At 32.4% G+C, this 24,113-nt stretch carries 27 protein-coding genes; 13 read left to right on the top strand and 14 right to left on the bottom strand.

The features are described 5' to 3' along the window. Nucleotides 1–44: 44 nt before the first annotated feature. Complete coding sequence (ndhM, locus tag HA149_RS00790; protein ID WP_209112147.1) at nucleotides 45–392, top strand: NAD(P)H-quinone oxidoreductase subunit M; 348 nt, start codon at nucleotides 45–47, stop codon at nucleotides 390–392. Further along, nucleotides 389–1,012 (top strand): DUF3172 domain-containing protein, encoded by a 624-nt coding sequence (locus tag HA149_RS00795; RefSeq protein ID WP_209112150.1) that lies wholly within the window; start codon nucleotides 389–391, stop codon nucleotides 1,010–1,012. Before ndhM ends, HA149_RS00795 begins: the two co-directional genes overlap by 4 nt. 6 nt (nucleotides 1,013–1,018) lie before the next feature. Here HA149_RS00795 and HA149_RS00800 read toward each other — a convergent pair whose 3' ends face one another. Next, a complete protein-coding gene (locus tag HA149_RS00800; protein WP_209112153.1) occupies nucleotides 1,019–1,963 on the bottom strand; it encodes a LysR family transcriptional regulator in 945 nt (314 codons plus the stop codon). An 83-nt stretch (nucleotides 1,964–2,046) separates the two neighbouring features. Between HA149_RS00800 and HA149_RS00805 the strand changes: the two genes are divergently transcribed. The 5 genes from HA149_RS00805 (at nucleotide 2,047) to HA149_RS00825 (ending at nucleotide 8,728) form a co-directional block, all read left to right on the top strand. Next, a complete protein-coding gene (locus HA149_RS00805) occupies nucleotides 2,047–2,775 on the top strand; it encodes an NnrU family protein (RefSeq protein WP_209112155.1) in 729 nt (242 codons plus the stop codon). Nucleotides 2,776–2,808: 33 nt separating this feature from the next. Then, on the top strand, nucleotides 2,809–4,830 hold the full coding sequence (locus HA149_RS00810; RefSeq protein WP_209112157.1) for an NAD(P)H-quinone oxidoreductase subunit 5: 2,022 nt from the start codon (nucleotides 2,809–2,811) through the stop codon (nucleotides 4,828–4,830). A gap of 85 nt (nucleotides 4,831–4,915) precedes the next feature. Next, the gene (locus HA149_RS00815) at nucleotides 4,916–6,556 is read left to right on the top strand and encodes an NAD(P)H-quinone oxidoreductase subunit 4 (protein ID WP_209112159.1); all 1,641 of its coding nucleotides are present in this window, start codon (nucleotides 4,916–4,918) and stop codon (nucleotides 6,554–6,556) included. A 124-nt stretch (nucleotides 6,557–6,680) separates the two neighbouring features. Next, on the top strand, nucleotides 6,681–7,502 hold the full coding sequence (locus tag HA149_RS00820; protein WP_209112161.1) for a segregation/condensation protein A: 822 nt from the start codon (nucleotides 6,681–6,683) through the stop codon (nucleotides 7,500–7,502). 47 nt (nucleotides 7,503–7,549) lie between these two features. Further along, a complete protein-coding gene (locus HA149_RS00825) occupies nucleotides 7,550–8,728 on the top strand; it encodes a nucleotidyltransferase family protein (RefSeq protein ID WP_209112163.1) in 1,179 nt (392 codons plus the stop codon). Here HA149_RS00825 and HA149_RS00830 read toward each other — a convergent pair. Continuing rightward, nucleotides 8,712–9,602, bottom strand: coding sequence for a methylenetetrahydrofolate reductase (locus HA149_RS00830; protein WP_209112165.1), 891 nt, complete (start codon nucleotides 9,600–9,602; stop codon nucleotides 8,712–8,714). The two genes, HA149_RS00825 and HA149_RS00830, sit on opposite strands and share 17 nt — an antisense overlap. Nucleotides 9,603–9,679: 77 nt before the next feature. Between HA149_RS00830 and HA149_RS00835 the strand changes: the two genes are divergently transcribed. Beyond that, the gene (locus HA149_RS00835) at nucleotides 9,680–9,958 is read left to right on the top strand and encodes a helix-turn-helix domain-containing protein (RefSeq protein ID WP_209112167.1); all 279 of its coding nucleotides are present in this window, start codon (nucleotides 9,680–9,682) and stop codon (nucleotides 9,956–9,958) included. A 217-nt stretch (nucleotides 9,959–10,175) separates the two neighbouring features. Here the strand turns inward: HA149_RS00835 and HA149_RS00840 are convergent, their stop codons facing one another. The 8 genes from HA149_RS00840 to HA149_RS00875 form a co-directional block, all read right to left on the bottom strand. Continuing rightward, entirely contained in the window at nucleotides 10,176–10,673 is a 498-nt protein-coding gene (locus tag HA149_RS00840) for a CYTH domain-containing protein (RefSeq protein WP_209112169.1), read from the bottom strand. Then, nucleotides 10,674–11,585, bottom strand: coding sequence for an NAD(+) kinase (locus tag HA149_RS00845; protein ID WP_209112171.1), 912 nt, complete (start codon nucleotides 11,583–11,585; stop codon nucleotides 10,674–10,676). A 9-nt stretch (nucleotides 11,586–11,594) separates the two neighbouring features. Beyond that, complete coding sequence (gene nuoK, locus HA149_RS00850; RefSeq protein ID WP_032567656.1) at nucleotides 11,595–11,915, bottom strand: NADH-quinone oxidoreductase subunit NuoK; 321 nt, start codon at nucleotides 11,913–11,915, stop codon at nucleotides 11,595–11,597. An 18-nt stretch (nucleotides 11,916–11,933) separates the two neighbouring features. Further along, on the bottom strand, nucleotides 11,934–12,533 hold the full coding sequence (locus HA149_RS00855) for an NADH-quinone oxidoreductase subunit J (RefSeq protein ID WP_209112173.1): 600 nt from the start codon (nucleotides 12,531–12,533) through the stop codon (nucleotides 11,934–11,936). A 13-nt stretch (nucleotides 12,534–12,546) separates the two neighbouring features. Further along, nucleotides 12,547–13,173 carry an NAD(P)H-quinone oxidoreductase subunit I gene (ndhI, locus tag HA149_RS00860; RefSeq protein ID WP_209112175.1) on the bottom strand — a complete coding sequence of 209 codons (627 nt, stop codon included), beginning with the start codon at nucleotides 13,171–13,173 and terminating at the stop codon, nucleotides 12,547–12,549. Nucleotides 13,174–13,241: 68 nt separating this feature from the next. Next, on the bottom strand, nucleotides 13,242–14,360 hold the full coding sequence (gene nuoH, locus HA149_RS00865; RefSeq protein ID WP_209112177.1) for an NADH-quinone oxidoreductase subunit NuoH: 1,119 nt from the start codon (nucleotides 14,358–14,360) through the stop codon (nucleotides 13,242–13,244). A gap of 75 nt (nucleotides 14,361–14,435) precedes the next feature. Next, on the bottom strand, nucleotides 14,436–15,581 hold the full coding sequence (locus tag HA149_RS00870; protein ID WP_209112179.1) for a citrate synthase: 1,146 nt from the start codon (nucleotides 15,579–15,581) through the stop codon (nucleotides 14,436–14,438). A gap of 124 nt (nucleotides 15,582–15,705) precedes the next feature. Continuing rightward, entirely contained in the window at nucleotides 15,706–17,181 is a 1,476-nt protein-coding gene (locus HA149_RS00875; protein WP_209112181.1) for a hypothetical protein, read from the bottom strand. 89 nt (nucleotides 17,182–17,270) lie between these two features. On the opposite strand from HA149_RS00875, the gene HA149_RS00880 reads away from it, so the two are divergent. Then, entirely contained in the window at nucleotides 17,271–17,621 is a 351-nt protein-coding gene (locus tag HA149_RS00880) for a rhodanese-like domain-containing protein (RefSeq protein WP_209112183.1), read from the top strand. On the opposite strand, the gene trpB is transcribed toward HA149_RS00880, so the two are convergent. Next, the gene (gene trpB, locus HA149_RS00885; RefSeq protein ID WP_209112185.1) at nucleotides 17,622–18,866 is read right to left on the bottom strand and encodes a tryptophan synthase subunit beta; all 1,245 of its coding nucleotides are present in this window, start codon (nucleotides 18,864–18,866) and stop codon (nucleotides 17,622–17,624) included. Nucleotides 18,867–18,914: 48 nt separating this feature from the next. On the opposite strand from trpB, the gene HA149_RS00890 reads away from it, so the two are divergent. Then, the gene (locus HA149_RS00890) at nucleotides 18,915–19,226 is read left to right on the top strand and encodes a translation initiation factor SUI1 (RefSeq protein WP_209112187.1); all 312 of its coding nucleotides are present in this window, start codon (nucleotides 18,915–18,917) and stop codon (nucleotides 19,224–19,226) included. 42 nt (nucleotides 19,227–19,268) lie between these two features. Further along, nucleotides 19,269–19,892, top strand: a complete 624-nt coding sequence (cysC, locus tag HA149_RS00895) for an adenylyl-sulfate kinase (RefSeq protein WP_025974873.1) — start codon at nucleotides 19,269–19,271, stop codon at nucleotides 19,890–19,892. Nucleotides 19,893–19,907: 15 nt separating this feature from the next. Here the strand turns inward: cysC and purE are convergent, their stop codons facing one another. Further along, nucleotides 19,908–20,444, bottom strand: a complete 537-nt coding sequence (purE, locus tag HA149_RS00900; protein WP_280634140.1) for a 5-(carboxyamino)imidazole ribonucleotide mutase — start codon at nucleotides 20,442–20,444, stop codon at nucleotides 19,908–19,910. Nucleotides 20,445–20,533: 89 nt separating this feature from the next. Between purE and bchM the strand changes: the two genes are divergently transcribed. Continuing rightward, on the top strand, nucleotides 20,534–21,235 hold the full coding sequence (gene bchM, locus HA149_RS00905) for a magnesium protoporphyrin IX methyltransferase (protein ID WP_209112189.1): 702 nt from the start codon (nucleotides 20,534–20,536) through the stop codon (nucleotides 21,233–21,235). Nucleotide 21,236: 1 nt separating this feature from the next. Here bchM and HA149_RS00910 read toward each other — a convergent pair whose 3' ends face one another. Further along, on the bottom strand, nucleotides 21,237–21,965 hold the full coding sequence (locus HA149_RS00910) for a response regulator transcription factor (protein ID WP_209112192.1): 729 nt from the start codon (nucleotides 21,963–21,965) through the stop codon (nucleotides 21,237–21,239). A 59-nt stretch (nucleotides 21,966–22,024) separates the two neighbouring features. On the opposite strand from HA149_RS00910, the gene HA149_RS00915 reads away from it, so the two are divergent. Beyond that, nucleotides 22,025–23,170 carry a cysteine desulfurase family protein gene (locus tag HA149_RS00915; RefSeq protein WP_209112194.1) on the top strand — a complete coding sequence of 382 codons (1,146 nt, stop codon included), beginning with the start codon at nucleotides 22,025–22,027 and terminating at the stop codon, nucleotides 23,168–23,170. 18 nt (nucleotides 23,171–23,188) lie between these two features. Here HA149_RS00915 and rsmH read toward each other — a convergent pair whose 3' ends face one another. After that, complete coding sequence (gene rsmH, locus HA149_RS00920) at nucleotides 23,189–24,091, bottom strand: 16S rRNA (cytosine(1402)-N(4))-methyltransferase RsmH (RefSeq protein ID WP_209112196.1); 903 nt, start codon at nucleotides 24,089–24,091, stop codon at nucleotides 23,189–23,191. Nucleotides 24,092–24,113 lie beyond the last annotated feature (22 nt).

The raw sequence follows: 24,113 nt of genomic DNA on the forward strand, positions 1-24,113 counted from the left end.
AGTTAGAACATAATAGTTTTTTTCGTTGATTATTTCTCAAAATTATGGAAAAAATGCTTTTAAAATCGACTACTAGACACGTAAGAATTTTTACTGCTGAAGTAGTTGATAAGGAATTACAATTTCATCCAAACAAATTAACTCTTGACTTGGATCCCGATAACGAATTTATTTGGAACGAAGACTCTCTAAACAAAATAAATGAAAAATTCAATGAGTTAATTAAAGAGAGGGCAGGAAATGATTTAGATGATTATGAACTTCGAAAAATAGGTTCAGAAATCGAAGGTTTAATCAAATTTCTGCTTCAAAATGGTCAGCTTAGTTATAACCCTGATTGTAGAGTTATGAATTATTCAATGGGGTTGCCAAAGACGAATGAAGTGCTGTGAATAGATCATCCTCAAATAGAAGGCCAAGGAGAGGCTCAAATAGAAGTTATTACCCTCCAAATTCAAGAGAAATGGATTCGTATGGCCAGAGAAATGGTAGATTACCTGCTTCTTCTGAACAAAAGATCAACTTCAGTACAGGAACCATTGCCGTGCTTGCTGGAGTACTGATTTTAGGAGTTGGTATTGGGAGCGCTATTACAAGTACAACAGATGGTGGACAGGGAAACATAGCTAGTCAGCAACAATTAGATATGGCTGTTCCAGACCCTGAATTTTGCAGACAATGGGGAGCTAGTGCTTTTGTAATTGACGTTGAAATGTATACAACTTTGAATCCATCCACTAGTTTTGTAACACAACCAGCTCTTCAGCCTGGTTGTGTGATTAGAAGAGAGAATTGGACAGTTTTACAAAAACAGGGCGCAATTAGTAATGAAGATGTAAGAGAATGTAAGCAAAGGATGAATACTTTTGCTTATATTGGATCCATAAGAGACAAGCCAATAGTTAAGTGCGTTTATCAAACTGATGTAAATGAAAATAAATTTATAATCAAAGGCGATGGACAAGCCGAAGATGGAGGAGTAGGTATTAATAAAGAAGCAATTCAGTTTTGATCAAAATTATATATGCTTCAAAGGGCTTTCTAAACTAGCAAATTGTGGCAAAATGTTTTTCTTGAAGACTTCTGATGCTTTAGATGTATATCTTGAAGGATTAGTAATTAATTTAAGTTCTCTTTTGACCTCTAAGTCAGCAACGAATGCTTTGTGGATTGTTCCAGCCGATAATTCTCTTTCAATAGAAACCACAGGCAAAAAAGAAGCTCCTAAACCTGATTGAACTGCATTCTTAATTGCTTCAAGAGAGTTAAGTTCCATCTCAATTTTTAATCTTTGAATATCAAGCCCGGAATCTTTAAGTAGTTTGTCAACAACTTTTCTTGTTGTAGATTGAGAGTCTAATGTTACAAAATTTAATTTGTATAAGTCTTCTTTTAAAAGCCCTTCTTTGATCGAAAGTGGGTGTTTTGAGGGTAAAACTAGTGCTAATTCATCTGTGGCATATGGAATTACTTGTAGCAAATTTTCTAAATCTCCAGGTAATTGTCCGCCAATAATGGCTAAGTCAATTTGTCCATTGGCGACACTCCAACCAGTTCTTCTAGTACTATGAACTTGAAGTTGAACGGATACTTCAGGGTATTTTTGTCTAAATAGTCCTATCATTCTCGGCATTAAATAGGTTCCTGTTGTTTGGCTTGCTCCAATGACAAGGGTTCCACCTCTCAGGCTATTTAAATCTTCAATAGCTTTGCAAGCTTCGTCGCATTGATTCAAAATTCGTTCGCAATATTCAAGCAATAGTCTCCCTGCTTCAGTCAAAAGAGCCTTCCTACCTCCTCTGTCGAAAATTGTGATTTCAAGTTGTTTTTCTAGATTTTGTATTTGTAAACTTACGGCAGGTTGGGTTACATATAAAAGGTCTGCAGCTTTTTTAAAACTTCCTTGAGCTGCTATAGCCTTTAATATTCTTAATTGGTCAAGTGTAAATGGTAATTCTGGCATCTATTATGCCTACAATTACTTATAATTCTAATACTTAGAAGCATTCTTGTTAAGAAAAAAAATTATTTGAATAATTTAATTATATGGAGACTCATAAAACTTCTCTAATAATCTTACTCTTGATTTTCATTTTTGCGGTAATTCATAGTGGTGGAGCTGCTTTAAGAGTCAAAGCGGAATCTATAATGGGTCCGAGGTTATGGCGGTTATGTTTTGTTTTTTTTAGTTTGCCATCTGCAATTATCTTGATTAGTTATTTTTTAGCTCATAGATATGACGGAATCAGATTATGGAACCTACAGGGTAATAATTTCGTTTTTATGATGGTTTGGTTCTTAACTGCAATAAGTTTTTTATTTTTATATCCCGCTACTTACAATTTGCTAGAAATTCCATCGGTTCTAAAACCTAGAGTTCGAATTTATGGGACTGGGATAATGAGAATCACAAGACATCCCCAAGCATTTGGTCAGATAATTTGGTGTTTTGCTCATACTTTATGGATTGGGACATCATTCACATTAATAACTTCTATTGGCTTAATTTTGCATCATCTTTTCGCAATCTGGCATGGGGATAAGAGATTATCAAATAGATTTGGAGAAGAATTTGAAAAGTTTAAAAAAAATACTTCAATAATCCCCTTTATGGCAATACTTGAAGGAAGGCAAGAATTTAAGATTAAAGAATTTTTTAGGATATCTCAACTTGGTATATTAATTGCAATAGTTGTACTTTGGTGGTCTCATCAGTATATAAATATTGCTGTTAAAACATTTAATTCATCATTTTTGTCTGAATTTTTCAATTGACAGTTTAAAATCAAGATATAAGTTTTTTAAAAAATGCCTCAAGCTTCAGAAATTGCCTGGTTGATTCCTGTTTTCCCACTTGTTGGAGCGGTGCTTTCTGGTTTAGGACTAATAAGTATCAATAAGAAAATTAATAATTCAAGAGAAATTGTTTCTTTAGGTCTGATTTCTTTCGTGGGAATTTCTGCGGTAATTAGTTATAAAGCTCTGATTGAACAAGTGAATGGTTATCAATCAGTAGAAAAATTATTTGTATGGGCCAACGCTGGGGATTTTACAATTCCAATGGGTTTCATCCTTGATCCTTTGGGGAGTGTAATGCTTGCTTTAGTCACTACAATAACCTTGCTTGTCATGATTTACTCTCATGGTTATATGGCGCATGACAAGGGTTATGTCAGATTTTTTACATATTTAGCGTTATTTAGTAGTTCAATGATGGGATTAATAGTTAGTCCTAATTTATTAGAAATTTACGTTTTTTGGGAATTAGTTGGAATGTGTTCTTACTTATTAGTTGGTTTTTGGTACGACAGAGATGGCGCCGCACACGCTGCACAAAAAGCATTTGTTGTTAATAGAGTGGGAGACTTTGGCTTATTACTAGGAATTCTTGGTCTATTTTGGGCAACAAATAGTTTTGACTTTAATGAAATAGCTACTGGAATTTCTGCGTCAATATCTGACAATTCAATACCAATTTGGGCTGCTTTACTACTATGTTTTTTAGTCTTTTTAGGGCCAATGGCAAAATCTGCTCAGTTTCCTCTTCATGTATGGTTGCCTGATGCGATGGAAGGCCCGACACCTATTTCTGCACTTATCCATGCTGCAACAATGGTTGCAGCAGGAATATTTCTTGTAGCAAGACTACAACCTTTGTATTCATTATTTCCCTCTATCCAGTTCATTATTGCGTTAGTTGGGACCATTACTTGTTTTTTAGGGGCCTCTATAGCTTTGACCCAAATGGATTTAAAAAAAGGTTTAGCATACAGCACAGTTTCTCAGCTTGGTTATATGATGCTCGCAATGGGTTGCGGAGCACCAGTAGCAGGAATTTTTCATTTAGTTACTCATGCTTGCTTTAAAGCAATGCTATTTTTGGGATCTGGTTCAGTAATACATGCTATGGAAGAAGTAGTTGGACATCAGCCTGTATTAGCTCAAGATATGAGATTGATGGGTGGTCTAAGAAAAAAAATGCCCTATACATCAACAACGTTTTTAATAGGTTGTATAGCAATTAGTGGAATACCACCATTGGCAGGTTTTTGGAGTAAAGACGAGATTCTAGGAAATGCATTTATATCATTTCCAGCTTTTTGGTTTATAGGACTTCTAACAGCTGGAATGACTGCTTTTTATATGTTTAGGCTTTATTTCTTGACATTTGAAGGAGATTTCAGAGGGGAGAATAAGGAATTGCAAAAAGAGCTTTTAATAGCTTCTAAATCGGACTTAGATGAAGAAAATGAAGAAGAGCATGAAGAACATGGCTCTATTCATGAGTCGCCCTGGTCCATGACATTTCCCTTGGTATTTTTAGCTGTGCCCTCTCTAATTATTGGCTTTATGGGACTTCCATGGGATAGTAAAATTGCAAATTTATTAGATCCTGAAGAAGCAGAGACTGCTGCAAAAGCCTTCGAATTAAAAGAATTTTTGCCTTTAGCAATAGCTTCAGTAGTTATTGCATCAGCTGGAATCTTTATTGCTTATCAGGCATATTTTGTGAAAAAAATTAATTTGTCAGTTTTATTTGCCGAAAAGTTTCCTAATATAAACCAATTTTTATCTAATAAATGGTATCTAGATGATATTAACGAAAAACTTTTTGTTAAGGGAACTAGAAAACTTGCTAAAGAAGTTTTAGAAGTTGATTCTAAGGTTGTTGACGGAGTCGTAAATCTTACTGGACTTGTAACTTTAGGTAGTGGAGAAGGTTTAAAATATTTTGAGACCGGCAGGGCTCAATTTTATGCTCTCATTGTTTTTGGAGGAGTAATTCTTCTAGTTGCCATATTTGGGTTTCAATCTCCTCAAGTATCTTAATTACAATTGTGTGTCTTCACTGTCCATAGGGGTGAAAAAATCCAGAAAATTTCTAGACTTTATTTAAGATAAATTTCTTATTCAATTGAGTACTTATTTTTTTACACATTTTGCGACTCAACTTTTGGGAACTTTGGGAGCTGGATTATCTAATTTTCCTTGGTTATCTGCCTCAATTTTATTCCCAATTGGTAGTGCATTTGTGATACCTTTTTTCCCTGATAAAGGGGATGGCAAAGAAGTGAGATGGTTTGCATTGTCTATTGCATTAATAACTTTTTTAATAACTGTAGGTTCATATATAAATGGCTTTGATATTAATAATGAAAATGTTCAACTGCAAGAAAATATTAGTTGGCTTCCTGATTTAGGTCTTACTTGGTCTGTTGGTGCTGATGGTATGTCTATGCCGTTAATATTATTAACTAGTTTTATCACTGCTTTAGCAGTTCTTGCTGCATGGCCAGTAAAGTTCAAACCAAAGTTATTTTTCTTCTTAATATTAGTTATGGATGGTGGACAAATCGCTGTTTTCGCCGTACAAGATATGCTTTTATTCTTTCTAACTTGGGAACTTGAATTGATACCCGTATATTTATTACTGGCTATATGGGGTGGCAAAAATCGACAATATGCAGCGACAAAATTCATCATTTATACAGCTGGCAGTTCTATCTTCATTCTTCTAGCAGCTTTAGCAATGGGTTTCTATGGTACAGAAATTCCCAACTTTGAGTTTTCTCACTTGGCAGCTCAAGATTTTGGTCAAAAATTCCAAATATTATGTTATGTGGGGCTATTAATTGCATTTGGAGTGAAACTCCCAATAGTACCTCTTCACACATGGCTTCCAGATGCTCATGGAGAGGCTACAGCTCCTGTTCACATGCTTCTAGCAGGGATTTTATTAAAGATGGGAGGATATGCTCTTTTAAGGTTTAATGCACAATTATTGCCCATTGCGCATGCTCAATTTGCCCCATTATTAATAGTTCTAGGGGTAGTTAATATAATTTATGCTGCGTTAACTTCCTTTGCTCAAAGAAATCTTAAAAGAAAAATTGCCTACAGTTCAATAAGTCATATGGGTTTCGTTCTTATTGGAATAGGGAGTTTTAGTAGCCTTGGAACAAGTGGGGCTATGTTGCAAATGGTTAGTCACGGATTAATCGGTGCAAGTTTATTTTTTCTTGTTGGTGCTACCTATGACAGAACAAAGACTCTGAAACTCGATGAAATGAGTGGTGTAGGACAAAAAATGAGAATCATGTTTGCTCTATGGACTGCATGCTCTCTGGCTTCCCTGGCTTTACCTGGTATGAGTGGATTTGTTTCAGAATTAATGGTTTTTACAGGATTCGTTACCGATGAAGTGTATACACTTCCTTTTAGGGTAGTTATGGCCTCTTTAGCTGCTATCGGTGTAATACTTACTCCTATTTATCTACTTTCAATGTTAAGAGAAATTTTCTTTGGTAAAGAAAATCCTAAATTAATTGAAGAAAGAAAACTTATAGATGCAGAGCCAAGGGAAGTTTATATCATCGCTTGTTTACTTTTACCGATTATTGGAATAGGTTTGTATCCAAGATTAGTGACTGAAAGTTATATTGCATCTATCAATAATTTAGTTGATAGAGATTTAAATGCAGTTAAAAGTGCTGTTAAAACAAATATTTTTTCAGGAACTAAAAATAGTCAAATCCTAAAAGCTCCAACACTATAATTTCTTTAAATTAATTCAATATTGTTTGGCATTATATAAATTAAAAGATATCTTGTGATTAGCTTTTATCTATTTCAAAATATCTTATTTTAATCCTATTGATAAGCAACAATTAGGCCCTAGGTTGTTGATTAAGTTTCTTCAAGACGCCGCAGGTAAAGGTGAACTTGATCCATGGGATATTGACGTAATAAGTGTAATTGATAGCTTTTTAGAGCAATACTCAAATACTTTTAATCAATCTTCAAATAGTCATAGCTCATATCAAAAGGATTTAGCTGAAACAAGCGAAGCATTTTTTGCGGCTTCCGTACTAGTTAATTTAAAGGCTCAGGTTTTGGAATCTGATGTTTTCAAAGACAATTCTTCAGATTTTGAAGAAGAATTGTACTTATATGATCAAGATTGGATTGATAAGAAATTTGATATTCCAAAAAATCCTGAAAAATATCTAAGGAGAAGATCAATTGCACAACCAATTCTTAAACGTACAACAACATTAGGAGAACTTGTAAGTCAGTTAGAGTCCATAGCAGAAGTTATAGAAACCCAAGATCTTCTGCTCATGAAGAGAAAAATAAATAAAAAATATTCTGATAAGGCTTTAATTTCTCAAGTAAAATCTTTAGCACATCGGGAGAAACTTCCAGAAACCACTAAAGCATTAGGGAAATTTATTGAGGGGTGGGAAAAAGCATTACAATGGATAGATTTTGAATATTTAGTTAAGAAATGGCAAACAGTTGTAAAAAATGATTTAGATAAAGATCGTTTGGGTGTTTTTTGGGCTTTGTTATTTTTATCATCTGAAAACAAAATTGAAATTAAACAAATTAATTCCTTATATGGCCCAATTCGAATTAAAAGAATAATACCTGATGGTAGCGTAGCTCAGTTGCCTATAGAAAATCTTGAGGTAAGTAATGCCTCTTCCTCGGCTGCTTAGAAGCTTAATAGTAATAACGTATAATTTTAGAAAATGGTTTTGAATTTATGAAGGCAATGATACTTGCGGCAGGTAAAGGCACACGTGTTCAGCCTATTACTCATGTAATTCCAAAACCGATGATTCCAATTTTACAAAAACCTGTTATGGAATTTCTCTTGGAACTTTTAAGAGAACATAACTTTAAGGAAATAATGGTAAATGTTTCTCATCTTGCTGAAGAAATTGAAAATTATTTTAGGGATGGGCAAAGATTTGGAGTAGAAATTGCATATAGTTTTGAGGGAAGAATTGAAGATGGGGAATTAATAGGTGATGCTTTAGGATCTGCAGGAGGATTAAAAAAAATTCAGGACTTTCAAAATTTCTTTGACGAAACTTTCGTTGTTTTATGTGGTGATGCTTTAGTTGATTTAGATTTAACTCAAGCTGTTAAAAAACATAAGCAGAAAGGAGCTATTGCGAGCTTAATAACAAAGAAGGTAACTAAAGATCAAGTATCAAGTTATGGTGTTGTAGTTTCAGATGAAAATGGGCGGATAAAGGCTTTTCAGGAAAAGCCATCTGTTGATCAAGCTTTAAGTGACTCTATAAATACAGGAATTTATCTTTTCGAACCCGAAATTTTTAATTACATACCTTCAGCTGAGAAATTTGATATTGGAGCTGATCTTTTTCCTAAACTTGTTGAAATGGATTTACCATTTTTTGCATTACCAATGGACTTTGAATGGGTAGATATTGGAAAAGTTCCTGATTATTGGAGTGCTATTAGAAATGTATTGCAAGGTAAGGTAAGACAAGTGCAAATACCAGGTAAGGAAATTAAACCAGGAGTTTTTACTGGTTTGAATGTAGCGGCTAACTGGGACAAAGTTAATATTACCGGGCCGGTTTATATAGGAGGCATGACTAGGATAGAGGATGGAGCAACTATTATTGGCCCTTCCATGATTGGACCTAGTTGTTGCATTTGCGAGGGGGCAACTATAGATAACTCAATTATTTTTGATTATTCAAAAATTGGTAAAGGTGTACGGCTTATGGATAAGTTAGTATTTGGTAAATATTGTGTTGGGAAAAATGGAGATCATTTTGATTTGCAAGATGCATCTTTAGATTGGTTAATAACAGATTCAAGAAGATCTGATTTGACTGAGCCGTCGCCTCAGCAGAAAGCTATGGCAGAATTATTAGGTACTGATTTGATTAATATTCCAGACTAAGATCAGCTTTTTTAATAATCTCAGGAATTAAATGCTCTGCCTTCACGGCCATTAGATGAACACCATTTGAGATATTAAAAAAATCATGAGCTTGTTCAGCTGCAATTTTAATACCTTCCTGTAAAGGGTCTTTAGCATCTTTAAGACGATTTAAGATATTTTCAGGAATGCTTGCGCCTGGAACGTATTTGTTTATAAATAGAGCGTTTTTGTAAGACTTCAATAGGAATACACCTGCAATAACAGGAATTTCAAGAGGATTGCTAATTTTTTCACAAAATTCTATCAAATTTTTTTTCTCCATAACCATTTGAGTTTGTATAAATCCAGCTCCAGCCTCTTTTTTCTTTCTTATTCTATTTTCTAAACTTTTTTTATTTCTGCAACTAGGATCAGCTGCGGCACCTGCGAAAATAAATGTTTTTTTATCGGAAAGTTCGCCTAGCGTAGGATCAATTCCTTTATTGAAAGCCTGAATTTGCTTAAGCAATTTAACTGACTCAAACTCATGTACTGCTTTAGCATTTTGTTGATCCCCGGCTTTTACTGAATCACCGGTGATGCATAAGATGTTTCTAATTCCTAAAGCATTTGCTCCCAAAATATCTGATTGTAAAGCAATTTTATTACGATCTCTGCAAGATATTTGCATTACTGGTTCTATTCCATTTTCCAGTAATAGTTTGGACATTGCCAAACTGCACATTCTCATTACAGCTCTGCTTCCGTCAGTAATGTTAACAGCATGTACCTTATCTTTCAAAAGTTGTGCTATCTTAAGAGATCTTATGGGGTCTCCACCTCTTGGCGGCATTAACTCTGCCGTTATTACTTTAGATTTTTTTTCTAAAGTCTGCTGAAGTTTTGATTTCAATTGCTTTTGTTTCCTAGTTGGTTAACAAGTGTACTGAGATTGCTAAACTTAATTAATATAAAAAAGGAACTGTTTAAATGCAAATGGTTGAAGAAGAAGTAAACAACATTGACATGATGGGTCTCTCAGCAAGAGAGATGGAAATCATTGATCTCGTAGCTGATGGGCTTACAAATCAAGAAATTGCGGTAAAACTAACCATTAGTAAAAGAACTGTTGATAATCATGTAAGTAATATGTTTACAAAAACTGGTTCTAAAAACAGAGTAGCACTTTTGAATTGGGCAATGGACAATGGAAAAATTTGTAGGGATGGATTTAATTGTTGTTCACTCCCAGACTCTGATCAAGCTTAGTATTACCCTTTACTGTTTTTTTACTATTAGCCAAATCCATCAAACAATAATTTGTAGAACCTAATTCGAAGAGTTCAGCATATGCAATACAAGCATCTTTGTCTGAATCAACAAATCTTAATATTCCTTCTTTGTCGTAAAGACCATACATCTGAAGAAAATAAAAATTACTTTGCTTGAATATAAAGAAAATATAAATGATGAGCGACTCCTTTGACTAGTTAATTTTGAAAGTTGTCAAATAGTCTTCTTTCCACTCTGAAAAAGGATTGTTAGCAAGACTGAAATTGGAGTAATGAGTCAGCCCAGTAATTTCTTTTGAAATGAAAGATGGGAAAAATAAATCTTCTTCTTCATTAGAAAGTTCAATTTCTGCAATTTCAAGTGGATAATTATTTTCTTTAAAGCAATCTATAATCCAAGATTTTTTATTAACTTCTAAAAAGTATCTTTCTTTTTTAATTATACTTGTAAGATTTGACATTATTGTTTCAGAATCCCTTCGCGGAATGGAGTACTCAAATTCAAAGTTGGTAAAGCCTTTGATATGTTTTTTGAGTGTAATTTTAGAGTCTTTGCTTGAGACCCTTACTCTAATAATCCAACCATCTAGAGTGTTGGATAAATATCCTTGTTCAATATAAGTTTTTTTAATTATGAATTCTTTCCAACTATCATTTTTTATAAGAAATCTTCTTTCTATTTCTAAGGCCATTTAATTTTTTGGATTTTTTTGAGATAAATCACCTTTCCAATCTAGTTTTTTTATGAGGGTTTTATAGTAATTAGTGCTTTTTTTAAACTTTATTATTTTGCAGGGTGATGCCCCTTTTTTGATCTCACAATAATAAGATTCCTTAATAGTCATACATTTTGAACCGTCTCTCCATAATTTAATTTCCCCTTTACTTTTTTTTACAGGTTTAATTATTACCTTACTTGTATTAGGTATAACTATTGGTCTACTTGCCAAGCTCATTGGGCATATAGGGTTAATTATCATGGCATCAATACTAGGATGCACTATTGGACCACCTGCAGCCATTGAGTAGGCTGTTGAACCTGTAGATGTAGATATTATTAATCCATCACCTTTATATTCATTCACCTTCTCGTTGTCTATTTTAATTTGTATTTGGTTGGTAGGGGAAATGTCTTCTTCAACAGATTTAAAATAAAAATCATTTAAGGCATCGTAGCTTTTTATTATCTTTTTCTCAGAATTTGTCACGTTAATACAAACATTACAATTTAATCTGTTACGAAAGTCAATTGTATATTCTTCGTTCTCAAGGATTTCAATAAAAGATTTGTCAAACAAAAAATCTTTTTCTTGCGTAAGGAATCCCAGATTACCACCAATATTAATGCTCAATAAAGGAATGTCATAATCAGCTAAAGCATTTGCACATTTTAGGAAGGTTCCGTCCCCACCAAGAACTATGCCAATATTTGGTCGCAATTCTGGATTAGAAAGATATTTTTCAATTTCATCTTTTTGAAAATCACTTTCAATTCTATTTGATTTTATATTTTTAGCTTTAAGGACTTCTTCACAGAATTTAGAAGCCTCTTGAGCTATAGAACTATCTGAACGATATAAAATAAGCACTAATGAAAGTTTCATGTAGTGGTTTTACCATTTTAATAAATTAAAACTTTCCATATCTACAGTCACCCTATTTCTATAAAGAGATAATAAGATAGCTAATCCAACTGCTGCTTCTGCGGCAGCAACTGTAATCACAAAAATTGTAAAAACTTGTCCTTGAATTAAATTATTATCAACATAGGAAGAAAACGCCATTAAGTTTATATTTACTGCGTTGAGCATTAACTCAATGCTCATAAGAACTCTTACTGCATTCCTACTGTTTAATAATCCCCAAATCCCAATACAGAATAGTGCTGAAGATACTATTAAAAATGCTTGAATAGGAATTGATTCTAAACTCATCATAAGAAAGGGTAAAGGTTAATTTTTATTTGTAAGTAATGGTTCTGATGATTTTTCAATTAACTCTTGATCAACAGGTAATCCAGTGGAAATATCCTTGCTCATTACATCTCTTCTAGCTAAAACAATAGCTCCAATCATTGCCATTAAAAGTAAAACTGAGGCTACTTCAAATGGGAGTAAATAATCACTAAATAGATGTTCTCCAATTCTGATTGTTGATTCTTCTCCTATAGAGTTTTGAGGACTTGATAGGCTCCATACATTAGTCAAGTCAACTCTTATTAAAAGGCTTAGCAGTGTTAAACATATTGATGTTGATATGATTCTTCTGGATTTAATGTCATTTATTGGCTTTAGATCTTCTTTTTTATTGACTAGCATTATTGCAAAGATTATTAATACATTAACCGCACCTACATAAACTAAAACTTGTGCTGCAGCAACGAAACTTGCATTTAAAAGAAGATATAATCCTGCCACACTCATGAAAACTCCTCCTAGAAGAAAGGCTGAATAAACAATACTTTCTAGCAATACAACACCGAGTGCTCCAATAAGGATAACTAAAGATAAAATTGTAAAACAAATAATTTGAGTTGTTACTGCAATAGACATAAATTAATGTAAGTTAGTTATTTGGATTAGAAACTTTATCTTTATTTTCTTTAGATTCTGATCTCATCCAATCATAGACTTCTTCAGGTAATTTACCAACTCTATTATCTGAGGCTGGGATTTCATGAGGATCCATGACACCTTTAGGAAGATAGGCAAGTTCTCTTAGAGGTTTAACTGAAGGGTCTGTTGTGACGTTTGTAGGTAACCTACCAAGTGCAACATTATCAAAATTTAGATTGTGTCTGTCAAAAGTAGCTAACTCATATTCTTCGGTCATTGAAAGACAATTAGTTGGACAATATTCAACACAATTCCCACAAAATATACAAACTCCAAAATCTATAGAGTAATTTCTTAGTTCCTTTTTTTTGGTTTCTTTATTCATTACCCAATCAACTACTGGTAGATTTATGGGACATACTCTCACGCAAACTTCACAAGCAATACATTTATCGAATTCGTAATGTATCCTTCCTCTATATCTTTCGGAAGGTATTAATTTTTCATACGGATATTGGACAGTAACAGGTCTTCTTCGAAGATGATCAAAAGTTACCGATAAACCATTATATAAATATTTGCCAGCATTAAATGCTTCTTTGATATAGCTATTTATTTGTTGAAGGAAATTTTTCATTTTGAAGAATTCACTTGGTAGTTTTATTTTAGTGGATTAATTTATAATTTAAGTATTTTTACTTAAATTTAACCACCAAAGAATTGCGGAAAAGCAAGTTTTAATCCCGCAGTTATCAAAAGATTAGCAAGAGAAATTGGAAGAAGAAACTTCCATCCTAGATCTAAAAGTTGATCTATTCTTACTCTAGGAGTTGTCCAACGTAATAATATCGCAATGAAAACTAAAAGATATGCTTTTAATACAGTCATAACAATTCCTATTGATGCGGTGAAAATCTGTATAAAGGGTGCATTGATGGGTAAATTTAGGAACTTAGCAATTAATTCAACTGGAATTGGAAAACCCCATCCTCCTAAATAAAGAATTGATACTAATAAAGCTGAAAGGATTAAATTAATGTAACTCCCAAGGTAGAACAGTGCAAATTTCATTCCTGCATATTCAGTTTGGTATCCTGCAACTAACTCTTCTTCAGCTTCAGGTAAGTCAAATGGAAGTCTTTCGCATTCTGCAAGAGCACAAATCCAAAAGACTATAAAACCAACTGGTTGCCTCCAAATATTCCAACTTAGGATTCCAGCTCCACTTTGTTGATTGACAATGTCAATAGTACTAAGAGAATTTGTCATTAGTACAATAGCTAGTACAGATAAAGCTAAAGGTATTTCATAACTTATTGATTGAGCTGCTGCTCTTAGTCCTCCTAATAATGAATATTTATTATTTGATGCATATCCGCTCATAAGAAGTCCAATTGGCTGGATACTGCTTAAAGCGATCCATAGGAAAATTCCAATACCAACGTTACTTATTAAAAGATTTTGTCCAAAAGGAACAATTAGCCAGGAGAGAATTACTGGGACAAGAACTAATATAGGCCCTGCAGTGAAGAGAATTCCATCCGCTTTAGCAGGAATAATATCCTCTTTGACAAGTAATTTAAGGCCATCTGCAATTGGTTGGAGTACGCCAAGAGCTCCTGCGTATTCGGGACCTATTCTTTGTTGAGCAGCAGCAGATATTTTTCTTTCAAGCCAAACTGTTACCAAAACGCCAACTACTGCTGCTACTAAAACCAAAAGCATAGGTAGAGGGAGCCAAATTATATGAGCGATTTCACTAGAAAGGCCAAAACCTTTTAAGAATTCATTAAAAATATATTCGAGATCTAATCCGTATTCCAAAATTTTTTTGTTATTTACTTAATACATTAACTCTTCACAAACGATATGTGTGTTTTTTATGAAAAGCTGCAAATATTATTCTCTATTTTCTAGGCTGATCCAATCTCTTGGTGCTGAACCGGTATAGATTTGCGATGGTCTAAAAATTCTATTTGCTCCCAGTTGCTCTCTCCAATGAGCTAACCAACCTGCAACTCTAGATATGGCAAAAATTGGAGTAAATAAATCGCGAGGAATACCAAGTTTTCTATAAACAAGACCAGAATAAAAGTCAACGTTAGGGAATATACCCTTTGGGCCAAGTCTTGGTATTGCCTCTACCTCTATTGATTTAGCAACTTCATACATTTCATCTGCTCCAAATCTAATAAAAAGCTCTTCTGCCAGCTTTTGAAGAATAATTGCTCTTGGATCTTTGACTTTATATTCTCTATGACCGAAGCCCATTATCTTATTTTTATTTTTTATCGCGTTATCTAAAAAAGAAGCAGCATTTTCTGGAGTTTTGATTTCTTCTAACATTGCAATCACATCTTCATTTGCTCCTCCGTGGAGGGGGCCAGCAAGAGTTCCTACTGCAGATGCGATAACAGCATATGGGTCTGTAAGAGTGCTCGCAGTCACTCTAGCGCTAAATGTACTCGCGTTTAAACTATGTTCGGCATGTAGAATTAAACACCTATCAAAAACTTTTGCAGCTATCGGATCTTGTTCTTTTTCAGTCAGCATGTAAAGAAAATTTGATGAGTAAGTTAAATCATCACGAGGTTGAATAGGGTCTTGTCCTTTTCTAATAAGTTGAAATGCAGCGATCATAGTGGGTATTTTTGCTATCAGTCTTATCACTGCGTTGTAAATGTAATTAGGATCATCTATTGCTCTACGCGAATAGAAAAGCCCCAAAGAAGCTGCGCTAGATTGAAGAGCGTCCATAGGATGACCTGTCGCAGGGAAACATTTCATCATATCTCTGACTCTAAAACTTAACCTTCGATGCATCTGAACTTCTTGTTCAAAGTCTCTCAGTTGAATAGCTGTAGGTAATTCACCCCAAATCAATAGGTAAGCAGTTTCTAAAAAACTGCTTTTTTTGGATAGTTCCTCAATGGAATAGCCTCTGTACAATAATTTACCTTTGTTGCCGTCAATATCACATATAGATGAATTAGTAACTGGGACACCCTCTAATCCTGGTTTTAAAATTAGTTTGTTAGTGTCCAATTGCTTAATTCAATATCAAATACTTATAGATTAAAGATAGTCAATTAATTTTTAATTAACCACAAGTTATTAACTTCACAAGAATTTCAAATGATTCTCTTTGAAGCTTATTTGAATAACTTAATTAAGGTATTTTTAAACTTGTTTCGGTATAAAGAATTGGATTTTTTTCCGGAATAGATTGACTGATGATTTCTAGATATTCTTCATTTGATATTTTTAAAATATTTCTAATGAGAAAATTAAGATCTTTCAAATCAGGTAAATATCTAATTTTATTGGAATTTTCATCTTTGATATCAACTTTTGTATAAAGAAAAGTAGATTTATCTTTAGAACTTTTTAGGTTGAAAAATTTTTTTGAGATTGTTTCTAGTTTTTTACTATCTATTAAAAAATTACTTATGAATTGCAAACCTCCTGATTCTATTGAATAGATATTTTCAAAAGTTAATTGTTTTATTACATCGTTTTTTTCTTCAAGAATATCTTTGGAATATATTGAGTAAATATCTTCATTTTGTTTCAAAGTATATTTGTTGAAATCTTTTAGTTTTTTTAAAGCAATTAAATCAAATTGATTTTCAGTATTTTTTTCAAATGTAAAAAGCCAATCTTTTTTTGAATTGAGAATTAAGATGTTTTGATTTGTATTTTGGTTGAAATCTTCAAAAAAACTTAGTTCAAAATTATTTAAAAAAGGTTTTAGACATTTTTCAAAATTTTTAATTTCAGTAAAAATTGAAACTTTAGGATTATCTTTATTCGTATTTTCTTTATTTATAAGCTTTTCATAAGCAAGAATATCAATATTTTTTTTATTATTTAGTAAATATGATTTTAAAACTAAATGTTTATTTTTTAAGTCAAATGTTGTAGCTACAATATCCTTATTTTTATTAGTAAAAATTTCTTTATCAAAAAATATACTTTCCCCAAATTTCTTTGAGAATAATATATTTTTTTGATTTTTGAGTCCAAAAAGTTCTCCCTCATATTGAAATTTTTTTTCTTTAAAATAATTACTAGAGTTAATACTATTTTTGATCAATTTTTTATCTGATGAAGCAATTATATAATTATCATCGGTTCGGTATATATAGTTAAGGAAATTTATTTTGTTTTCTCTTTTAATTGGAATTATCTCATCAACCTGATCAACTTTATTAGGGAAATTTAATAAATCGTCTATTATTTTTTCTGGTTTAATTTTAAAAACAATCAAAATATCATCTTTAAGCTTTTTATTATTTTCAAAAGTTGAGATTATAAGTTCATTGTTATAGATATCTTCTAATTTATTGTTGCCTAGATCTATACCTAAGTAATCTAATATAGAGTCTTTTATTAAATTAAAGTTATCTTTATTTATTGGATTTTGATCTTTTTTATTATTATTAATATTAAAACTATCTAAATTTGAAATAAATAATAATTTATTGTTTTCAGGTATATATTTTAAGATATTTAGTTGCTCAATATTTGTACTTTGCTCCTTATTTGTACTTTGCTCCTTATTTTTATTAGCAGAAACTTTTTTAAAACCAAAAAAAAGTAATAAAGATAATAATAGTATTATTGCTACCACTCTAAGTTTCATTATCAATGTTTATTTTTATTTTTAACAATAAACTTCTTACTGCAACTTAATTTATTAAATTGTAAATAACACATAATTTATCCTATAAATTGGAAAGTTATCCAAAATCTATAAATGCTTCTAGTCTCAATGATTGGTTTAATTCTGAGAAAGAAGATCCAGTCTTGATTGATGTAAGAGAACAGGCAGAGATCGAAATAGCTCGTTTCTCAAAAGAATTTTTACACATACCAATTAGTAAAGTCACATCTGAATACGTTGAAGAAATATTTGCTGGTTTATTAGACAGAGAAATTGTAGTTACCTGTCATGCAGGAATAAGAAGTTATAACTTTTCTCAATGGTGCTTAGATAATAATATTGTGAGCGAGATATGGAATTTGGAGGAGGGTATTGATGGATGGAGTAGATATATTGACCCATCAATTCCAAGGTATTGATTAAATATCTAATGAAGATGCAACAGTATTAACATCTTTGTCGCCTCTACCAGAGCAATTGATAACTATATGAGTATCTTTTTCAAGAGTAGGGCATAATTTATCTAACCAAGCAAAGGCATGGGAAGTTTCAAGTGCAGGTATAATTCCTTCTAATTCACTAACAAGTCTTAAAGCATCTAAAGCTTCTTGATCTGTGACTGATCCATATTCTGCTCTACCTATATCTTTTAAATGACTATGTTCAGGTCCTACTCCAGGGTAATCTAAACCTGCACTTATTGAGTGGGCTTCTTGCACTTGACCATTATCATCTTGCAAGAGAAGACTCATTGAGCCATGTAAAATTCCAACTGACCCTTTAGTGATAGTGGCAGCATGTTTGTCAGTGTCAACTCCGTTTCCTGCAGCTTCAACTCCAATAAGACGCACAGAAGTTTCTTTTACAAAAGGATGGAAAAGCCCCATTGCATTTGATCCCCCACCTACACAAGCAAGCAAAATATCGGGAAAAGATCCAAATGATTCTAAACATTGTTTTTTAGTTTCTTCACCTATAACTGAATGAAAATCTCGCACAATTTTTGGGAAAGGATGTGGGCCTGCAACAGATCCTAAAATGTAGTGTGTGGTTTCGACATTAGAAACCCAATCTCTAATGGCTTCACTAGTGGCATCCTTAAGTGTTGCAGTTCCAGAATTTACAACTTTAACTTCAGCGCCTAGAAGTTTCATTCTGAAAACGTTAAGGGATTGCCTTTTTATGTCTTCAGCACCCATGTAGATAATACATTTCAAGCCAAATCTCGCACAAACAGTAGCAGTAGCAACTCCATGCTGACCTGCTCCAGTTTCTGCAATTATTCTTTTTTTGCCCATTCTTATTGCCAATAAAGCTTGTCCAAGGGCATTATTAATTTTGTGAGCCCCAGTATGATTTAAATCTTCTCTTTTAAGCCATATTCTAGGAGTTGCTTTTTTGGTTTTGTAATGTTCAGTAAGTCTTTTGGCTTCATAAAGTGGTGTTTCTCTTCCTACATAAGTCTTAAGTAAATGATTTAATTCTTCTACAAAAAGTTTATCTTTCCATGCATTAGATGCAGCTGTTTCAAGCTCAAAAAGAGCAGGCATTAGCGTTTCAGGAACATATTGACCACCATATTTTCCAAATCTTCCCTCTTTGGAGGGTTGATTTAAATCGTCATTTTTATAGTTTTGATCTTTGCGAGAAAATGTACTTACCACTTTTTCTATAGAATAAGTATTAACTAACTATAGATTATATTGAAAATAATGGGAAAAAAGAATTGGATCGAATTTGATAATCAAGAAAAAAAATCTGAAGAAACAGCTAAGGTAGATACTGTTAACAAAAGATCAAAAATAAATATTTCAAAACAAAAAAAAGGTAAAAAGGGCAAGACTGTAACTTTAATTAGAGGTTTAGGCACTGAGGATGAAATCTTATTAAAAGAATTACTAAAAAAAATTAAAGTTTTTTGTGGGACTGGAGGAACATTGATTGATAGAAATATCCAGTTACAGGGTGATATGGTATCGAAATCAATTGAGTTTCTTCGTAAAGAGGGATTTCATAATTTATGAAGCAAGGGTTAGGATAGGTTTTTAATTTTGATGATGCAAAAAATGAAAGAACAAGATCAAACAAAGTCAACCAATATAAAGTGGCACAACTTAACTATTGATAGAGAAAAGTTAGAGAAAATGAGAGGTCATAAAGGTATGGTTATCTGGTTTACAGGTTTATCTGGTTCTGGTAAAAGTACTTTGGCCAACGCTTTAAATGAAGTTTTACACTTAGATGGGTTTTCGACTTATGTGTTGGATGGAGATAATATTAGACACGGTTTATGTAAAGATCTTGGTTTTTCGGATGAAGATAGAGAAGAAAATATAAGAAGAATAGGCGAAGTTGCGAATTTATTTATGAATGCTGGGATAATAACTATTACAGCATTCGTTTCGCCATTTATTAGCGATAGAGATAAGGTGAGAAAAATTATTGGATCTAAGGATTTTATTGAAGTTTATTGTTCAGCTGATATCACAGTTTGCGAAAATAGGGATACTAAAGGTCTTTATAAGAAAGCTCGTTTGGGTGAAATAAAGGAATTTACAGGGATTTCTAGTCCATATGAAGCTCCTCATAATCCCGAAATTATTGTTGATACAGGTTCGTTAGATTTAAATGATTCCGTTGAAAAAGTTATTAACTACCTTAAAAAAGAAAACTTTCTTAACAAGGCCTAATAGAAAAATATTAGTTCATTTATTTTGAAGATAATTGTCAGGTCCAATAGTTGATAACTTATTATTTTTAGTTCTTACCTGTTTATGTAGATTTTCTCTGAATTCTTTTAAATTTTTCTTTATAGATTCATCAAATAAACTGATCATCTCTATTGCCAATAATCCAGCATTTTGTCCTCCATTAATTGCAACTGTTGCAACTGGAATTCCAGCGGGCATTTGAACGATTGATAAAAGAGAGTCAATACCCTTCAGTGTCTTACTCTCTACTGGTACTCCAATTACAGGAATGCAAGTTATGGATGCCAGCATTCCTGGAAGATGAGCAGCACCCCCAGCACCGGCAATTATTACTTTTATGTTTTCTGATTCTGCATTTTTTGCATATTCCATCATTTCAATAGGTGTTCGATGAGCAGAAAGTATACAAACTTCAGTTTTTATTCCAAATTCTCTTAAAATATCAATGGCTGGTTTCAGTGTATTTAGATCTGAATCACTACCCATTACGACAGCAATTTTATAAATATCTTTAGAATTCAATTCTGACAAAATAACAAATCAATTCTTTCCTATAATGGCGTGCAATTAATTTGGCGCCAGTTAGTTAGTATGAAAAGAAGAAATTTTCATAGAATATTATGACGTCAAATAAGATTATCGAAAAAAGTGAAGTAAGAGAGTATTTTAACGGTACTGGCTTTCAAAGATGGAATAAAATTTATAGCAAATCTCATGAAATTAATACAGTTCAGAAAAATATTAGGAAAGGACATCAAAAAACTGTAGATGATGTAGTCTCATACATCAAAAATTATCCTGAACTAACAAAAAAAAGTTATTGTGATGCAGGCTGTGGTGTAGGAAGTCTTTCCATACCTTTACTAAAACTCGGGATAAAAGAAATACAGATGAGCGATATTTCTTCTGAAATGATTAAAGAAACAAAAAAACGCATTCATGAATTAGGTTTGAATCAAGGGAAAATTAAATATGAAGTCTGTGATCTGGAAAAATTAAAAGGATTATTTGATGTTGTGGTTTGTTTGGATGTATTTATTCATTATCCTCAACCGGTCGCAGAAGAAATGGTTCAACATCTATGCGATTTAAGCAAAGAAAAACTAATCGTTAGCTTTGCGCCTTATACTCCAGTTCTTGCTGTTCTAAAAAATATTGGAAAATTATTTCCTGGGCCAAGTAAAACTACAAGAGCATATACATTAAAAGAAAAGGGTATTATTAATGCTGCTAAAGAAAGAGGATTTAAAGTTGTTACAAATAAATTAAATCAAGCTCCTTTTTATTTTTCAAAACTAATTGAATTCGAAAAAATTAAATAATTTATTTTACTAAACGATTTTCAAGTGCATAACGAACTAATTCGGTTCGGCTAGATGTACCTGTCTTGATAAAAAGTCTACTTACATATTTCTCAACATTTCTAATAGATGTTTCAAGCTGTCTTGCAATTTCTTTGTTCATCAGTCCCTCTGCTACTAGTTGAAGCACACTTGCTTCTCTAGGAGTAAAACTAGGAAGATTTATTTTATTTTCTGGATTAGTATGGTTTTGGTCTGTGAGCATAGATTTTATTTCAGTAATTTGTTTTGCCATTTTGCTTACGTCAATATCTGCGAATCGTGCCGCTTCTTTTAATAATCGTTCTTGTCTGTTGATTACATTTTTAACTCTTGCAGCTAATTCATCGGGATCGAAAGGTTTGGAAATATAATCATCAACTCCTGCAAGATAACCTTCTGTTCTGTCTAGGGTCATTCCTTTTGCAGTTAGAAAAATAACTGGAGTTCCTCCTAATTTTTCATCCTCTCTAATTTTTTCTAATAAAGCATAACCGTTGGCTCGGGGCATCATAACATCGCTAATTATCAAATCGGGGAAAATTGTTTGAGCTTTTTCAAATCCATCCTCTCCATCAACTGCAATAAATATTTCAAAGCCTTCATCTTCTAGAAATGTTTTAACAGCTGTTCTTAAACCAGGCTCATCATCAACTAATAAAATTCTTGATTTTCTTACCGGTTCATTATTTATTTGATTAATTTCATTCATTTTTTAAATTCTTTAATTTGATTTTCTAGTAATAAACAGAATTTTATATACTAAATATAATGCTATCAACTCCAATACTACTAGACTATCAATCTTCGACTCCTTGCTCTAAAGATGTTGTTGATTCTATGAAACCTTTTTGGAGTGAGATATTTTCTAACCCTGCAAGCAAGTCTAATTTGGCGGGGATTAACGCAAGCGCTATATTGGAAGCCTCAAGAGAAAAAATAGAACAAAGTTTATTTCTTAAGAATAAAAAAGTTATTTTTACAAGTGGGGCAACTGAATCTAATAACTTAGCCTTATTAGGTTTTGCTAGAAATTTCTATAAAAAAACAGGAAATTATGGACATATTATTACCTTAAAAACGGAGCATAAAGCTGTTTTGGAGCCCCTAAACAAGCTAAAAAAAGAGGGATTTATGGTTACAGAAATTAATCCTGAGAAAGATGGCTTAATTTCAGAAGAACACTTCAAAAAAAATATAAGAGAAGATACATTTCTGGTTAGTGTCATGTTGGCAAATAACGAAATAGGAGTTATTCAGCCCATAGAGAATATTTCAAAAATATGTAAATCGAGAGGAATAACATTTCACTCTGATTTTGCACAATGTTTAGGTTATATGGCGTTAGACAATCTTTTATCAGATGTAAATATGATAACGATGAGTTCTCACAAAATATATGGTCCTAAAGGGATAGGACTTCTTTTGATTGATGAAGAAATTAATCTTGAGCCTTTAATTGTTGGAGGAGGTCAGGAATATGGTCTTAGGTCTGGCACATTACCTCTTCCTTTAGTAGTTGGCTTTGCTAAAGCAATAGAGATAGCAGTTTTTAATCAAAAAAATAATACTGAGAAATTACTTTTTTATAGAAATAACCTTTTAGAGGGGTTGTTAAAAAATAATTCTGGTTTATTAATTAATGGCTCCATAGAAAAAAGATTACCTCACAATTTAAATTTGACTGTATTGGATTTAAACGGAGCAAAGTTTCATAAACTTTTAAAATCTAAAATAATTTGTTCTACTGGATCTGCATGTAGTAATGGTGAACCATCTCATGTTTTAATAGCCTTAGGTAGATCTTTTAAAGAAGCAGAATCTTCAATAAGGTTAAGTATTGGATTAAGCACTAATTCAAAAGACATAAAACAAGCAATTGATATTCTTACAAATACGATCAGATCATTACGATAGAAATTATTGGATTTTAATTTAATTTAATTGAGCAATTCTTAATTTTCCACTTCTAGCTCTTTTATTTAGTGCGACTTCTTGTTCGGAAGGAGTTATTGGCTTTTTTGTCAGGTTTTTTAGTCTTTGATCATTCTTAAAACAACTTTTTACTAACCTATCCTCAAGGGAATGAAAACTAATAATAGAAATAATACCCCCCGGCAAAAGCCATTCAGGTACAACTTGCAAAAATTTTTCTAATACTTCAATTTCTTTATTAACAGCAATTCTTAGTGCTTGAAATGTTCTTGTTGCTGGATGTATTTTTTTATATCTTTGTTTTGGTGGGAAGCAGCCTGCAATAGAATAAGCTAACTCTTTTGTCCCAGAATATTTCCCATTTTCCTTCAAATCCAATTTTATTTTCCTAGCAATCTTTCTTGATAATCTCTCATCTCCATATTTATAGATTAAGTTAGCTAGATCTTTTTCATTTAAATACTCAATTAATTTCTCTGCATCAACATCAAGAAAAGGATTCATGCGCATATCAAGCGGACCATCTTTTTGGAAACTAAATCCTCTTTTAGGGTCATCAATTTGGTTACTATTTACTCCAAGATCTGCAATTACAAAAGAAACTTTTTCTTTTGGTACAAAATCCGCAAAATTTGAAGCCCTTATATCAATCCTATTTTTAAACTCATCAAGTTTTTTTGATGCTGATTTTCTTGCGAATGGATCTTGATCAAGTCCAATTATATTTAAATCCGAATATTTTCTCAATAAATGATAAGAGTGCCCGCCTCCGCCTAAAGTTGCGTCAATTCCCTGAAGTTGATTGTTATGTATAAGTGGGTAATGCTCTAATGAGGCCATAATCTCATCTGTCATAACTGATTGATGATTGAAAAAAGATGAATCAGATAGGTCAGTTTGCATAACTTTCGACTAAGATTTATTT

The organism is Prochlorococcus marinus XMU1406 (assembly GCF_017696055.1).
GTDB lineage: Bacteria > Cyanobacteriota > Cyanobacteriia > PCC-6307 > Cyanobiaceae > Prochlorococcus_A > Prochlorococcus_A marinus_W.